The sequence below is a fragment of the Populibacterium corticicola genome (assembly GCF_042683685.1).
In the GTDB taxonomy this organism is placed as follows: domain Bacteria; phylum Actinomycetota; class Actinomycetes; order Actinomycetales; family Cellulomonadaceae; genus Timonella; species Timonella corticicola.
This window is the reverse complement of the sequence record NZ_JBHUOP010000002.1, coordinates 315,766-332,067: the sequence shown is the minus strand read 5'-3', so window position 1 is coordinate 332,067 and position 16,302 is coordinate 315,766. Positions and strand designations below refer to the sequence as shown.

General features: G+C 61.2%; 10 protein-coding genes. 7 read left to right on the top strand and 3 right to left on the bottom strand.

Going from position 1 to position 16,302, the window contains the following annotated elements:
• Window positions 1-160: 160 nt before the first annotated feature.
• From ACFSYH_RS05160 to ACFSYH_RS05150, 3 genes are read right to left on the bottom strand one after another with little or no spacing between them, the layout of a single operon-like run.
• A complete protein-coding gene (locus ACFSYH_RS05160; protein ID WP_377465566.1) occupies window positions 161-820 on the bottom strand; it encodes a LutC/YkgG family protein in 660 nt (219 codons plus the stop codon).
• A complete protein-coding gene (locus ACFSYH_RS05155) occupies window positions 813-2,465 on the bottom strand; it encodes a LutB/LldF family L-lactate oxidation iron-sulfur protein (RefSeq protein WP_377465565.1) in 1,653 nt (550 codons plus the stop codon). Before ACFSYH_RS05155 ends, ACFSYH_RS05160 begins: the two co-directional genes overlap by 8 nt.
• On the bottom strand, window positions 2,462-3,268 hold the full coding sequence (locus ACFSYH_RS05150; RefSeq protein WP_377465562.1) for a (Fe-S)-binding protein: 807 nt from the start codon (window positions 3,266-3,268) through the stop codon (window positions 2,462-2,464). The genes ACFSYH_RS05155 and ACFSYH_RS05150 overlap by 4 nt, the downstream gene beginning before the upstream one ends.
• A 269-nt stretch (window positions 3,269-3,537) precedes the next feature.
• Between ACFSYH_RS05150 and ACFSYH_RS05145 the strand changes: the two genes are divergently transcribed.
• From ACFSYH_RS05145 to ACFSYH_RS05115, 7 genes are all read left to right on the top strand, one after another.
• Window positions 3,538-4,266: a FadR/GntR family transcriptional regulator gene (locus ACFSYH_RS05145; RefSeq protein ID WP_377465561.1), complete on the top strand. Its 729-nt coding sequence runs from the start codon at window positions 3,538-3,540 to the stop codon at window positions 4,264-4,266.
• A gap of 281 nt (window positions 4,267-4,547) precedes the next feature.
• Window positions 4,548-4,925, top strand: coding sequence for an FHA domain-containing protein (locus ACFSYH_RS05140; protein ID WP_377465560.1), 378 nt, complete (start codon window positions 4,548-4,550; stop codon window positions 4,923-4,925).
• A 28-nt stretch (window positions 4,926-4,953) separates the two neighbouring features.
• A complete protein-coding gene (locus ACFSYH_RS05135) occupies window positions 4,954-5,790 on the top strand; it encodes a PP2C family protein-serine/threonine phosphatase (RefSeq protein ID WP_377465559.1) in 837 nt (278 codons plus the stop codon).
• A gap of 3 nt (window positions 5,791-5,793) precedes the next feature.
• A complete protein-coding gene (locus tag ACFSYH_RS05130; protein ID WP_377465558.1) occupies window positions 5,794-7,218 on the top strand; it encodes an FHA domain-containing protein in 1,425 nt (474 codons plus the stop codon).
• Entirely contained in the window at window positions 7,219-8,934 is a 1,716-nt protein-coding gene (locus tag ACFSYH_RS05125; RefSeq protein ID WP_377465557.1) for a serine/threonine-protein kinase, read from the top strand.
• Window positions 8,934-15,167 (top strand): Ig-like domain-containing protein, encoded by a 6,234-nt coding sequence (locus tag ACFSYH_RS05120; protein WP_377465556.1) that lies wholly within the window; start codon window positions 8,934-8,936, stop codon window positions 15,165-15,167. The genes ACFSYH_RS05125 and ACFSYH_RS05120 overlap by 1 nt, the downstream gene beginning before the upstream one ends.
• 114 nt (window positions 15,168-15,281) lie before the next feature.
• A complete protein-coding gene (locus ACFSYH_RS05115) occupies window positions 15,282-16,286 on the top strand; it encodes an AAA family ATPase (protein ID WP_377465555.1) in 1,005 nt (334 codons plus the stop codon).
• The last annotated feature ends 16 nt before the right edge of the window (window positions 16,287-16,302 follow it).

Sequence of the window (16,302 nt, the reverse complement as noted above, 5' to 3'; positions counted from 1 at the left end):
AAGGTTATTCGGTTATACGCTGAGCGAAGGGGCGATCTGTTGCGGGGTACGGTGACTGTCACAGTGCAACAGACGCGATTTCCAACTGTTCAGCGGGTGGTTGCTCTGATTGTCCCTCATAGAGCCCATGAATTTCGAGGTTATTTCTCTCCCGCGCGGATCAGCCGGCAATGATGACGTGCAGATTCCGTGGACCGTGCACGCCCTCGACTCGATTGAGTTCGATGTCCGAGGTCGCGGAAGGGCCGGAAATCCAGGTCAGTGGGCGTTCGGGGTGCTGCGCCAATACGGTGACGGCCTCGGGGAGGAGATGTACCACCTGGTTAACCTCAACCACGCATAAGTGGGTGTCTGGGACGAGGGTTATCGCCCTACGCCCCTGATCAGCCTCGCCGTCCAGCACGATAGTTCCGGTGTCGGCGCACGCTACCCGGGCCGCTGTGATGACTGCATCAATCTCATCGAGTTCATAGGGCGTCAGGAATTCCGGTGTGCCGTCGGTCACGACCGAGACTCGATCGGCAACCTGGCCAAGCCAATCAACGGGTAGTCCGGGCGGACAGACCACGCTGCCCGATGGCTTAAGAATCTCGGAGACAGCCGCCGCGACACCATCGGCGGGAACCCTGTGCACCACTGCGCGATAGTCTTCGAGCCGGTCAATGAGGATGTCCACAGCCTCGGCTGAACCTGCGGCAACAGGTGACGAGTGGCGGTAGTTCCGCGGCACCTCGTCGTATCCGGCGTCGCTCAAGCTTGATATAACGCCGTCGAGCGCTCGGGCGATTGAATCGAGAATGTCCGTGCGGGCGTCAGTCATTTTCGCGTCCCTCCTGCACTTTCTCCTGAGAGCTCTGGGGTGTGTCGCCCAGCGGGCGATCATGGATGGGCGGTGTGGAACTACCCCTCGAACCGCGGTTCTCCTTCCACCACTGTCTGAAGGTCTGGTCTGGTGCCGTGGGCAGATCGCGTGAGGTAGTCCAACCGTTGATGATGGGCAGTGGAACGTTCTCGATGTACCCCTTCTTCCCGGCGGCCAGCTTCAGTACCCCCAGGCCCTTCTCGGCCAGTGCGAACTTGCGGTAATCCGCCATGACCACGGACGCTGCGGACATCGCCGCACCCCAGGCAGTTGGGCGATGGGCGGCCTTGTCCTGGTCGACTGACCGCGCTCGCAGGTGTACGAGCAGCGTTGGAATGTCGATCTTGACGGGGCACACCTCGTAGCACGCGCCGCACAGCGACGACGCGTAGGGCAGCGAGTTGTTGGGGTCTAGATGGCCGGAGGTTCCCGTGAGTTGCGGCGTCAGGATCGCACCGATCGGGCCGGGGTAGACCGAGCCGTAGGCGTGACCGCCAACGCGTTCGTAGACGGGGCACACGTTCAGGCAGGCGGAGCACCGGATGCATTTGAGCGCTGCACGCCCCACGTCATCGGCGAGCGCCCGGGTGCGACCGTTGTCGAGCAGTACGACGTGCACGTTCTGCGGGCCGTCGTTGGGGGTGACGCCGGTCCACATCGAGGTGTAGGGGTTCATGCGTTCACCGGTCGAGGAGCGGGGGAGCAACTGCATGAACACCTCGAGGTCGGTGAAGGTCGGGATGATCTTCTCTATCCCCATGACCGTGATGAGGGTATCCGGCAGGGTCAGGCACATGCGCCCGTTACCTTCGGACTCGACCACGGCGAGCGTGCCGGTGTCCGCGACCGCGAAGTTCGCGCCGGACACTGCCACTTTGGCCCGCAGGAACTTCTTGCGCAGGTGCTCGCGTGCGGCCATGGCGAGCTCGTGCGGTGCATCGGTCATGCCGTCGGGTACGGATTCCATGCGGCGCTTAAAGATCTCCTTGATCTCGGCGCGGTTGCGGTGGATCGCGGGCACGAGAATGTGCGAGGGCAGATCGTCGCCGAGTTGCACGATCAGTTCGGCGAGGTCGGTCTCGAATGCGTCGATTCCTTCGGATTCGAGGTATTCGTTGAGGCCGATTTCCTGCGTGGCCATCGATTTGACCTTAACCACTTCGGTTGAGCCTGTGTCCTTGATGAGATTGGCGACGATCCGGTTGGCCTCGTGCGCGTCTCGCGCCCAGTGGACGGTTCCGCCGCGTGCGGTGAAGTTCCGCTCGAACTCCTCCAACAGCGCGGGTAGATGCGCCATGACGTTGATCTTGGTTTGTGACCCCGCGTCACGTAGGAGTTCCCAGTCGGGTGCCTCCGCGACGACCGCTGCTCGTTTTTCGCGGATCGAGGTGGTGGCGAAGTTGAGGTTGCGGCGCATCTGCTCGTTGCGGAGCGATTCGCGGGCTGCGTCCGGGAACTGCGGACCCCAGCGCAGCGGTTCGCCTGGGGTGCGGTGATCTTGACCGAGAGTTGTGGCGCTTCCGGGCCGGGCGGCATACTGCTGTGGCTCAGCAACATCTGCTCGTGACGCGGCAGGACGAGGGATTCCGAGGAAGGTTTTCATCGGGTAGTCACCTCCACGGCTGAACCCGCGCGCAGGGCGGGCGGTGGGGTGGCCGGCTCCTCCCTGGTTGACGCGAGGATCTCCGCGAGGTGCATCGCGGTGGTGCGCGACCCCTTACGGTTGAGCCCACCGCCGATGTGCATGAGGCAGGAGTAGTCTCCGGCGCTGACAACCTCAGCGGAGGTTGACTCGACGTTTGCGACCTTGTCAGCGAGCATCGCACTGGAGGTGTCGGAGTTCTTGACCGCGAAGGTGCCGCCGAACCCGCAGCACTGTTTCTCATCAGGAAGTTCGACCAAGTCGATTCCCTCGACCGCACGCAGAAGCTGGTAGGGCTTATCGCCCACGCCGAGCATGCGCATCGAGTGGCAGGTTGGGTGATACGTAACCCGGTGTGGGAAGTAGGCGCCCACATCCGTAATGCCGAGTACGTCCACGAGGAGTTCACTCAACTCGTAGGTGCGTGCGGCGACGGCCGTGGCCGTTGCCGAGAGTTGGGGGAGTCCAGCGCGATCGCACACCATGGCCTGCTGGTGCTTAATCGACCCCGCACACGAGCCGGACGGGATGACAATCGCATCCCACTCGTCGTCAAGCACTGGCTTAAACGTTTCAACGTGGTTCTTTACCACGGGAACGGCCTTGTCCAGGTAGCCGGTGTTGATGTGCATCTGCCCGCAGCAGGTTTGTGATGCGGGGAAGTGGACCTCGTGGCCGAGGCGTTCGAGTAGTTTCACCGTTGCGATGGGCGCCTGGGGGAAGAGCGCGTCTGCAACGCAGGTTGCGGCGAGTGCGATTCGCATGTTCTCGTAGGACTTCTTTCCCGAAATCGGGGGTGTTTGCTGACAGAAATCCACAATACACCTGTGGTCAGACCACACCAAAGGCTCAGGTGAAAAACATATAGGGACCCATGTCCCGGCGGTTCTCCCCACACTCTCGCCGATCTGGGCCGTCCGCAACAGCACAACTTTCCAGGCGCGGCGAGTCGCACGAATCCCATCCGACACCACCGCGGTCAAGTTCTCCCGACTCGCGGTCGGCAGCCAGCAACAGCACTAAACTGGACTCTATGCAGACCTACGAGTCAGTGCTCACGCGCATCGAACAGGGGCTCACATCCGGACGGTGGTACCTCGGCGACCGGCTGCCCTCCGAACGCGCCCTCAGCGAGGAGTTCGGAGTGTCCAGAGCCTCAGTGCGTGAGGCTCTCCGCGTGCTCGAAGCAATGGGAATAGTGAAACGCTCCACAGGATCAGGCCCCGATGCCGGAGCGATCCTGATCGACAAACCCGCGGCAGGACTCGGCTCCGCGATGCGACTACACCTCGCATCCGGCGCAACCTCCGTACGTGACGTCGTGGAACTGCGATTACTCGTCGAAACCTGGGCGGCCCGAGCGGTCGCGATGCGCTGCGCAACCCACAACCTTCAGTCGACCAGCACCAACCAAAATCCAGACCCTGACTGCCTCGAAGACGCGCGCGAACTACTGGAACAGATGAACGCTCCGGGCATAGAACTCACCGAGTTTCAACAACTCGATGCCCAGTTCCACACCGAACTCGTTGCGCTCGCGGGGAACCCGCTCATTGAGGCCACGATGCTCGCGATCAGGAAGTCAATCGAGGCATACATCGACCAAGGTATGAGTCATCTCAACGATCCAGTCAATTACCTGCGCAAACTCCAAAACGAGCACACTGAGATCATTCAGGCCCTGGCATCGGGCGATGCCGTGCTCGCGGAACATCACGTGCAGCAGCACATCGAGGGCTTCTATCGAGACGCACTGTCCTAAGCCCGTTGTGGTGCGAGTCGGAGTCTTGGCTCACCATCTATGCGGTGGGCCACATCACTGACTGGACAGTGCCGGTTACGGACAAAGTAGTGCAGCGGAGTGTAGGAGCGACGCGAGGCTGGCACCTGCCGGAGCGTAACGGATGTAGTTCGTAACGAATAGGTGATTATGAGAGAATCACCCAACACGCGCCGATAAAGATAATGGCGTACAAAACCAGCAAAGACCAACGATGAACCCCAGCCCGGGCGCTGGAAACACGGACACGAAACGGAATATGCATGTCACACAACGGAATGTGGGCGGTCGCATCAGACACAACCCAGCCGCTGCGTTACGTGCTTTCCGTCAGTGACGGGAATCGCTACGCCCTCACCGCGCCGACCCTCATAGGCCGAAATCCTCACCCCACCCCACAGGACGGTGCGTGCAACCTGGTGCTCATCTCGGACCCGCTACGGACAGTCTCCAAGACCCACCTGATGATCGCGACGGATGGAGGTGGCCTGTACGTTGTCGACCGCGACTCCACCAACGGCACGGTCGTCACCCTGCCTGACGGTCAGCAGGTGATTTGCGGAGCGGGACAGAAAGTTCGCATCACAGCGGGTGCAACTGTCATGTGCGGCCAGTTCGCGGTTCGGATTGAACTGCAGTAACTTCGGTCCACTTAACGTGAGGAACAGCATGGATCAAGCGTGGGGCGCCGCAACGCACAGCGGACGAAAGCGGAAGATCAACGAGGACTCCTACCTGGCTTCGTCACCGGTGTTCGTGGTGGCAGACGGCATGGGTGGGCATGAGCGCGGTGACCTGGCAAGCGCGATAGCGGTCAATGAGTTCTCCAAACTCTGCCAGTATTCGGTGATTTCCCCGGAACTCATTGATGGGTGTTTCACCCGGGCCTCTGGGGCAATCAAGAATGTTCTGACCAATGGGGTGGGCGGCACAACGGTGTGCGGTGTGGCACTTGCATTGCAGGACGGGGCGCCATACTGGCTGGTATTCAACATCGGTGACTCTCGGGCCTACCGGCTCAACACGGTTCGCGGGACAATGACTCAGGTGTCCGTCGACCACTCGGTGGTTCAGGAACTCGTCGATGCAGGGGTGGTGGACCCTGGAGAGGTGAGCCACCACAAGGACCGGCACGTGATCACGCGCGCACTCGAAACGGTCACCGACCCGGAACCGGATTACTGGATGATCCCCATTGAGGGCGGTGATCAGATCCTGCTGTGCTCGGATGGATTGTGCGATGAACTTGAGGACTCGGAGATCAAGGAGATCTGGAGTGCGGCATCCACGCCGCAGGCTGCGGCGGATGCGCTCGTGGCAGCGGCCGTTGAGGCGGGGGGCCGAGACAATGTCACGGTGGTCGTGGTGTCGGCGCAGGTTGTCGGTGTTGCCGCGAGCCACATTCAGGATAAGACCGGTACGGTCACGACCGTGGATGAGGAACCGATGAACGCAGAACTACAGGATTCACTTGCACACACCACACCCCGGCACGTGAGGGACTAGGGCATGATGCTGACACGGATCGGACAGGGAAATCTGACCGCGGTTGCGCGCGGTGACGTCTTTATTGTGACGCGCGCGCTGCCTGGTGGCGCAGAGGTGGACAAGGAGATGGGCGTACATCTGTGGCATGCGCTCAACTCTGAGCGCGGCATCCAAAAGGCAGTGTCTCTCCTCGCCCAGGCTGGGCTTGAGAACATGCCGGAGTTCGCGTTGGTGCATCCGCGCAACAACACGCTCCATGTGATTGTCCGCGGTAAGTTCTCCGTGTTGCTGCTCAATCATGATGGCCGGTACTCATCGGTTGACTCCCAGGGGGTTGCGACGTGGCGTGAGTACACGGATCTGCCAGCCTCCGAGTGGTGCATCCGGGGGGTTCCCGGTTTGACCCTCGAGGGGACCGAGGAGTTCTACCTGGCTTCGGGCGTGTCTCGGGTGTCGATCATGGCGTCGCTTGGCTGGGACGATCCGGATAGTCCCATGAGCGCTGCAGAGGCGGTTGAGACAGGTGCTATTGCCGCGATCGAGTATTCCTCGACGTCTGGTGAACTCGCCGTTGACCCTGCCGTGGTCGCCGCCGAGCCTCCCGCTGTGTCGGTTCCCCGTGGAATGCCAGCGGTCGCCGCCCCAACCCCGGGCGGCGTTCCGGTAGTGGCACCGCAACCCCAGCACCTTCCGTCGGGTTCCGTTCCGGCTGCTCCATATGAGCCAGCACCCGTATCGGGCGCGGTTCCGGCTCCTGCGACTACGCCGGTGCCCTTGCCGACGAGCCCTCAGGTATCGCTGCCGCCTCACGTTACTCAGGTGGCTGGCGATGCGGTCAACGAGTCTCCCTCTGCCCAGCATCGGGCAGATCAGCCGCAGGATGCCGCTGCCTTTCCTCCCGCTGCGCCCACTGCTCCAGTCCCCGCGGTTCCTGCCCCGACGGCGCAGATCCTGCAGCCTCTCACAGGGTCCCAGACCGAGGTTCCCGCACCGGGCGACGAATCGAACACCGTCCTGACCAACAATCTGGTGGAGATTCGCCAATCGATGGAAACCAACACCAACCTTCCTGTCCCCGAGGAACCCATCACCGCTGTGATGAACATTCCCGTACCCACGCTCAAACTGTCGAACGGGGTACGCATACCTCTCGATCGGACCGTGCTGATCGGTCGGGCACCGGAAGCCTCAAGGGTTTCGCTGCGCGAGATCCCACGACTTGTGAATGTGGCCAGCCCTAACAATGATGTGTCCCGCACTCACGCCCAGATTCGGGTTGAGGGAGAATTTGTGCTGGTCACAGATTTGAACTCAACCAACGGGGTATTCTTGAATGAACCTGGACTAGCGCCCCGACGCCTACACCCGGACGAACCGACACACCTCGAACCCGGAGTCATCGTTGACCTTGGAGACGGAGCAACCTTCGAGATCGAGGAAATATAAGTGAACTCCCGCCGCCAACCATCCCTGCCACCGAAGATCACCGGCTTTGAATATGTCGGTCTCCTTGGCATGGGCGGATTCGCGGACGTGTTCGAGTACCGGCAGGACTTTCCACGCCGACCCGTTGCGGTCAAGGTGCTACTCGACAGTTCGCTCGATGCGGGTAGCCGCGATGCCTTCTTCGCCGAGGCGAACATCATGGCAGGGCTCTCTCAGCACCCCTCCATCGTCACGATCCACCAGGCAGCGATAGCCTCGGATGGTCGTCCGTACTTCATCATGGAATACTGTGCCCGGCCCAGTCTCGGTGCACGGTTTCGCACCGAACGTATCTCGGTGGCGGAGACGCTGCGCACCGGCGTCCGCGTCGCATCCGCTGTTGAGACCGCGCATCGACTCGGTGTGCTGCACCGTGACATCAAGCCCGCCAACATCCTTGCCACGGACTTTGGCTGGCCCGCGCTGACCGACTTCGGAATCGCAGGTGCGGTCGGCGAACAACTCGTTGCCTCGGGCATGTCGATCCCCTGGGCTCCACCGGAGCTTCTGGCGGACGAGCCCTTCGGCGACGCGCGCTCCGATGTGTACTCTCTTGCGGCGACCCTCTACTCCCTGCTTGCGGGTCGATCCCCGTTCGAGGTGCCAGGCAAGAGCAACGCACCGATTGACCTGATCACCCGGATCGAACGCGAGCCGCTCAAATCGGTGGACCGCGTGGACGTTCCGCAATCGCTCAATCTCGTCCTCGCCCGCGCAATGGCAAAGGATCCAAGCCACCGCTTCTCAAGTGCGCTTGCCTTCGCGCACGCTCTGCAGAACGTCGAACGCGAGATGCAACTTCCCGTCACGGGAATCGATGTCACGGATATTCAGGCCTCGAGTGTAGCGCCGGTGGCGGAGTCCCGTGAGGCTGACTCGGGAGCAGGCTCAAACCAGCCCAGCGCTCTGGTGCCGGAAAACACCCACGTCACCGACTCGTCGCCACGCAATCCCGTCCCGAAACCACCTGAGGAAACGGATCCAGAAGAGGCGACGCGTATCCGCGGCCTGACAACCGTGGAAGCACAGGAAGAACCTGTGGTGCTTACCTCCGACGTGGAAACCCGGCTTCGACCCGTGACGACTGTTCGCGCCGATGAACCCGAGACTGATAGCTCACTCGCGCCGCACGCGTGGTCGCCGGCCGCTGCCAAAGAGGCACTGGTCCGTGACTTCGAGCCGCAGGAATTCGAGCAGACCACCGGGTCTCTCGGCTATTTCTACGCGAAACGACAGCAGGCAGATCAAAGCGATCAGGGAATGCGTAGGCGTATGACCGCGCTCATCACCCTTGCGTCGATTCTGCTCCTCGTGTTGATCTTGCTGTTCATCGGAAACCGGGCGCTTGGTCGCCATGAAGCGCCGCAAACCCCAGAACCTGAACCAACCACCACGCAATCCCTTGACACCGGCTCGGTTCCTGCGGTAACTGGATTAAAGGTGTCAGGCGCGTATGACACAATGGTGCGATTCGAGTGGAACAACCCAGATCCACAACCTGACGATGCATACGTGTGGCGCATTATCGATGTAAATAGCCACACCCAGAACACACGAACCACTGAGACGTTCGTGGAGGTGCAGCGTGACACCGCCGAGCAGCAGATCTGCATCGAAGTCTCAATCGCTCGCGCAAACGGAAAGATGTCGAGTACGCCTGCAAGGGAGTGCAGCTAGTGCAATTCGTCCGCAAGGGCTGGTGGAAGGACCGTGCGCAACGGCGTGCGAACCCGAACCGGGCAAAGACCTGGCGCCGTCGCATGCCGTCCATCGTGGCCGGCGTGACGGTTCCTGCCGTCTTGGCAACCCTTGCAGTGGCGAATCCCGGCGTTACCATCGCGGAAGTCGAACTCAACGACGGAACCGTCTGGATCACCAACACGACCGACCTCAAGATCGGCCGATACAACGCCAAAGTCAAGGAACTCAACGGCGGCGTAGTGACTAGCGGAGCCTCCTTCGACGTGCTCCAAGACGAATCTGACGTGGTCGCGCACGAGCCGGCAACCATCTCCCGCATCGACCCTGCGACTATGTCCTACTCCGCTGTTGCGCAGATTCCAGGGCAGAGCAAGGTGGCCCTCAACGCTGGAATCGTGGCTATAGCCGACCCCACGGGGCGGATCTGGGCGGCCCCGGTGGAAGCCCTGGAGACGATCAACGAATCCACCCCGGTCGTCGCTGACCTGTCAGACGGCACCGCTCTCACCATTGACTCAGAGGGAACCATCTACGCGTTCGACCCCGGAGCCGGTCAGGTGCACACATACACGCTGATCAATGGTGGTTTCGTCGAGCAGGAGACGATCGCCCTCAAAGACTCCGGAGGAATGGCCCTCGCACAGGATCCCGCAGATCAGCCGGTGCTGTCCGTTGTGGGAACCACCCCTGTGGTCACCGCAAACCGGACTCTGCACACACCCAGCACCAGCGTGAGCCTTAGCCAATACGGCGGACAACCCATCGTGCAGACCAACGGGGCCCCGCGAGGAGCCGTGTTCGTGGCGACTGACAGAGGACTCATCTCGGTCAACATCAACACCGGAGCTGTCACGACCCTGATCGACGGCGTATCGGGACGCCCCGCGCAGCCAGTGTTCCTCGGTAACTGCGTGCATGCTGCCTGGACCGCCTCCGGCCCCAACTACACCGTGCTGTGCGGCGAGGCTGCCGCATCGACAGGTTCCATCGAGGACGTCACGTCCCTCGAGAACGTCTCGGCCATGTCCAACCTGGTGTTCCGCGTCAATCGTGACCAGATCGTCTTGAACGACACCCTCGCCGGACGAATCTGGCTCCCAGAGAACGTGCCGCAGAGCGAGGACCCCAACTGGAACGACGTCGAAACCCCAGATGACAACAAGGAGACGCCCGAGGACGACGACGAGACAGACCCAGAGCAATCGGACACAACCCAGTGCTCCACGAGCGACCGGGCACCTCGCGCACGCGATGACGAATTCGGTGTCCGTGTAGATCGCGCCACTCTGCTCTACGTCCTGTCGAACGACTCGGTGGGGCAGTGCGGAATCATCGCAATCACCGAGGTCGAGGACATCCCGGCAGAATTCGGCACCGTACGCCGAGTCGACAACGGGCGGGCGCTACAGGCTGAGATCCTGCCAAGTGCGTCAGGCAGTGTGTCCTTCGAGTACACGATCACCGACGGCCGTGGTCAAAATCCACCGTCAACCGCAAAGGTGACTCTGACGGTTACACCAGAGCACGTCAACGACGCCCCGGTTGAGTTGCGTCAATCGCGCATGGAGGTCGAGCAAGGTGCAACCACCTCCTACAACGTGCTCGCGAACTTTGTGGACCCGGACGGCGACCAACTGGTCCTCGCCGACGCAAAACTCGAAGACGGAAACGGGTCGCTGAGATTCCGCAAGGACGGCATGGTCTCCTATGTCGCCGACACCCAGCGTGTCGGTATGGAACGCGCCACGATCACCGTCACAGACGGCGAGAGAACACTGGAATCCGAACTCATCATCGATGTTCGTTCATCTGGAACTCTTGCCCCCACGATCACCCCGATCTTCCGTAACGCCTACGTGTCCAGTGAAATCGAGGTTGACGTCGTATCGGCAGTCAAGAATCGCTCGTCAGAACCCGTGCGCCTCGCCGCAGTCGACGAAGTTGCCGGAACCGAGATCAGCGTCGACCTCGAGGCAGGCACGTTCACCTTCATGGCGCCGACACCCGGCTCCTACTATGTGAACTTCACTCTGGTGTCCCCACCCCACACAGTCAGTGGCCTTGCCCGCATTGACGTGCGCGAGGTGCCCTCAGATCGACTTCCACCAGTGGCGGTATCCGACGTTGCGCTCCTACCCGGAGGCGGCGAGGTGACCGTGGCTCCGCTTGACAACGACTTCGACCCCAATGGTGGGGTAATGGTCCTCACCGGTGTTGAACTGGCCCCTGACTCTGCCCTCAGCGTCGGCGTGATCGAGCACCGCTTCATCAACATCTCTTCACGGGTCTCGCTCACGCAGCCTGAAACCATCCACTACACGGTTGACAACGGATACGCGACGGCAAAGGGCAGCATCCTCGTCCAGCCCGTCGAACCGTCCACGGAACAACGTCCGCCGTCAGTCAAACCAATCACGGTCTCGGTGCGCAGCGGCGGCGTTGTCACGATCCCGGTTCTCGACTACGCGAGTGACCCTGACGGAGACACCCTCTCGCTCGTACGCGATCTGCCTTCCCCGCTACCGGAAAGCCAAGGCCTGTTGTTTGTCAGCGGCAACGTGCTGCGATACCAGGCCCCCAACACACCGCGCACGACAACCACGACTTTCATGATCGAGGACTCCGCTGGACAGACCGCCATCGGGGAACTGACCGTCAACGTGCATGCCTCCAACCCAGAGACCAAGACGCCGCCGCAGCCCAAACGCGTCACCACCCGTGTCTACGCGGGCGAGGCCGTACGTATCCCCATCAGCCTGACGGGAATCGACCAAGACGGTGACGGAGTCATCCTGCTTGGGCAGGGAGACCAACTGCCGACCCAGGGCTATGTCTCCAACGTTGGCGCCGACTGGATCGAGTACACGGCCTACGACACGGCCCGCGGAACGGACATCTTCACCTATGCAGTCGAGGACTGGACCGGACAGCGTGCGATCGGCACGATCCGCGTGGGTGTCGTGGAGAAGCCACAGGCGGCCCTGCCCATCGTGGCCACAGACGACGAGGTGACTGTCAAACCGGGTACCACGGTCGCGGTACGCGTCACCAGAAACGATGTCGACCCATCGGGGCTCGCGCTCACCGTGGATGAGTTGGAGGAGGTGGCGGGGGTCGTGGCCAGGGTCGTGGACAACACGATCGAAGTTGAAGTCCCGCAGGACGCCGAGCCGACCTACTACATCCCCTACACCGTCCGAAACCTGGCTGGCGGTATCGGGCAGGCCACCCTGCGCGTCAACGTCAGCACGGAGGCGCTCATCCTGCCTCCAACGGTTCGAGACATCATAGTGTCCCCAGTCGAGGCAATGGACAAGACCTCCGTCGAAGTCGACGTATACGCCGTCGCTGAGAACCCGTCAGGAACTCCTGCGGAACTCGAACTCACGGTACCGAACTCGCACGCGGACATCGCGCAGGTGACAGGCTCTGGAAAAGTCACCGTCCAACTCACGGAAACCGCCCAAACGGTTCCGTTCCGGCTGACCAACCCAGAGGCACCGGATCAAGCATTCGCCTACGCGTTCATCTCCGTCCCAGCGCTCGGTGACTTCCCACCCGTTCTACGCCCGAAGACTCGCGAGCTGGTCACCTCCACCGCTCAGGAAATTCAGATCCCATTGGCGGAGTTCGTACAGGTCGGCTCTGGTAAGACCCCAATCATCAGGGATGCCAGCTCCGTGCGCTCGGGGCAGAGCGATGATAGCGGCCTTGTCGTTGACAGTGGCACCCTCAGATTCGTGTCCGAACGATCATTCAGCGGAATCGCATCGATAACCTTCGAGGTCTGGGATGGAACGGGCGAAACCGCCAACTCCTCAATCCTGACGCTGCCGATCACCGTTAGGCCGATTGAGGAGCTACCACCCACATTCGCCCCCGCAGTGCTACAGCTTCCACAGGGCAATGAGGTGGTCAACGTTGACCTGACGCGGTTCACGCGCGCCGCTGCCGGAATGCCTGAGGACACATATTCCTACGCCGTGGCGGCAACACCGGCATACGGTGTCACCGCAGCGATTGACGGCACAGTGCTGTCTGCATCCGCTCCCGCAGGCGCAACGAGGGGAACCAGAAGCGAGATCGCGATCACGCTCACGTATGGACTTGCGAACAAACTCAACGTGACCGTGCCCTACGAGATTGTCGCCTCAACCAAGCAGCGCCCCACCGTGCGCGAACACACCATCACCGCCAATGCCGGTCAGGCCAGCCAGGTCAACGTGCTCCAAGGGGCAATCGACCCCGTTGGCGAGGGCCTTCGCGTAGTCGATGTGCAGGTGCTCACCTCGGGTACGGGAGAGGCCACCTTCAACGGCCCCAACGTGACCATCACTCCAGAATCCAGTTTCGCTGGAACCATGCGAGTCGCCTACACCGTGACCGACGCGCTCAATGACCCCAACCGTAACGTTGAGGGCCAGGTTGTCGTCACCGTCCGCAAGGAACCAGACGCACCGACTGCGCCTCGCGTCTCCAATCCTGGGAACAAGACCGTCACCGTCAGTTGGGATGCCCCCAACTCCAACGGCGCACCGGTACTTGACTATCGCGTGACTGCGAGCCCTGGTGGACAGACAACGGTGTGCCAGAACACCACCTGCGAGATCTCCGGTCTCAGCAATGGCACTGCATACCGATTCACGGTGGCCGCACGCAATGAGGTTGGATTCTCCGCGGAATCCGCCCCGAGCAGTGACATCACTCCAGATATCCTCCCAGATGCTCCCTCCGCACCAACCGTCGAGTTCGGTGACCGCCAGATCAGCGTTCAATGGCAAGCACCACGTAACGAAGGCTCGGCCATCGTGCGATACCTGCTTGAGATCTCACCTGGGATCGGTAGCGAAGGCGTCAGTTCGCGGACTGTGACGGGCACGAGCACAACCATCACCGGTCTCAAGAATGGAACGGCCTACACGGTACGGGTGAGGGCAGTGAACTCGGCTCTCGCGGAAAGCGGCCAGGGCCCATGGAGCCCAGAGTCTGAACGAGTCATCCCGGCTGGCGTGCCAGAGGCTCCGAAAGTCGATGTTGCGCTGCCATCAGACACCCCGCTCGGACGTCAGATCAACGTCTCATGGTCACCAGGCTCCGAAAACGGTGACTCGATCAATCGCTATACGGTGCGAGTGATGTCCGGGAACACCGAGGTTGCGGTGCGACGCCTTGAAGCAGCGCAAACCAAATGGACGTTCACAGAGGCCGAGAACGGCGTGGACTACCGGTTCCAGGTGACGGCGCGAAACAAGGCAGGGGTTTCTGCCCCTGGAGTCTCCGACGCAATCTCCTCATTTGCCGTGCCAAGCGCACCGCGGGCGCTCACGAGCGAGGTTGTCGCAGACCGGAACTACGCCCAGGGTGGGGCAGTGAAGTATCTGTGGGACACGCCGCTTGAGACTGGCGGGCGCGGAATCCGGATCTCCCACTACGAGGTTCGAGACAGCGATACGGCCACTTCGGGTACGAGTCACACGCGTGAGGGAATCACGCCGGGGCAAGACTCGGGTGAGGTCTCTGTTCGTGCGTGTAACACTCGCGGTGTGTGCTCCGGGTGGACGAAACTCGCCGGCCAGACGGCACTGACGAAGCCGCAGTCCCCAACGGTCACGCGAGTCAGCGCCCAGCGCTACGACTCCTATGAGTTCACGATCGCAGCCCGCAATACGGGTGGAACCTCAAACGTGAGCCTTGAGTATCGGCTTGACTCCGGTGCATGGCAACCGCTGAACGGCACGAAGGTCTCCGGAACGATCACCGACTTTGGCACTGCGGACTCTCGTGACGTCTTGATTGATGTCCGCGCCTCCAATAGCCAGGGCAACAGCACGATCAGCAGCGAAACAATGACCGTACTCAAGCGCCGTCCACCAGGGGCACCACAAAACCCTGTACTTCAGGCGAATGAGTCGTGGGAGGGCCAACTCACAGGTACGTGGCAGAAAGCTACCGAGCGTGGGCTTCCGATCGAGAAGTACAGGTACTGCATAGTGCAGGTTGGATCAAACCAGCCGTGCGATTCGTCTAGTTGGACCGGGGGTGAGGTGGTTGAAGGAGAACCGCTGAAGACCCGAAACCACGGGGGCGAAGTTGGACAGACCTATGAGCTCAGGGTCTGGGCGATAGTGACTGACAGCAATGGACAGTCAGTTGATGGCCCGATTGCCAAGGCAACCGTTGTGGTTCCGGAAACGACAACCGACCCGTAGCGTCCGTGGGTTCTGGACTATTAGCTGAACCGCTGCTACCACAGCACCTCATCAGCAGGTATAAAGGTTAAGACGTGCGGGGCACACGCATGAACCACGATAGAAGGAAGAGACATGACTCAGCAGTCAGTTCCCCAGGTTGGGGGAGCAGCGAACCTCGCATCCGTTGAGGATGCGACGGCGTTCGCGCAGACCTTCGATTCGATCGTGGCGAATGTGTCGCGTGCGGTGCTTGGCAAGAAGACTGTGGTGCGGCTTGCGCTCACTGCACTGTTTGCTGAGGGGCACCTCCTGCTTGAGGATGCACCGGGAACGGGTAAAACCATCCTGGCCAAGTCGATCGCGGCTTCGATCTCGGGAACCCACAACCGCATCCAGTTCACTCCAGACCTCCTGCCATCAGACGTAACCGGTGTGACCATCTACGATCAAAAGACCGGACAGTTCGAGTTCCACCGTGGACCGGTGTTTGCTTCAGTCGTACTCGCCGATGAGATCAACCGCGCTTCGCCCAAAACGCAGTCTGCCCTGCTTGAGGTGATGGAGGAATCTCGGGTCACGGTCGATGGCACGACGTTTGATGCCGGACGTCCTTTCATCGTGATCGCAACCCAGAACCCTATCGAGCAGGTGGGAACCTACCGTTTGCCGGAGGCGCAACTTGACCGATTCCTGATCAAGACATCGCTGGGGTATCCGGATGAGGACTCGATTGTTGAGATCCTTGAGGGAGCCGCGCAGCGTGATCGTACCCGAATGCTGACCCCCGTCATCGATTCCAACGACGTCGTCGACATGGCCGATATCGCCGCAAGCATTTACATTGACACCGCGATTGCACAGTACGTTGCCCGCATTACGGACGAGACCCGAAAGGACTCGCAAACTCAGGTCGGCGTGTCGGTTCGTGGCGCGCTTGCACTGGTGCGGTGTGCGAAGGTGTGGGCTGCCGCTCAAGGACGCAACTATGTGATCCCAGATGACGTGAAGCAACTGGCTGTGCCGGTCTTGGCGCACAGGCTCGTCCTTGACGTGGATGCTGAGTTCAACGGTGTCACCAACGAGGAGGTCATGTCTCGGATCCTGACGGAAGTGGCCCCACCGTCTTCGAAGAAGTGACCTGTGGCTACCTTAC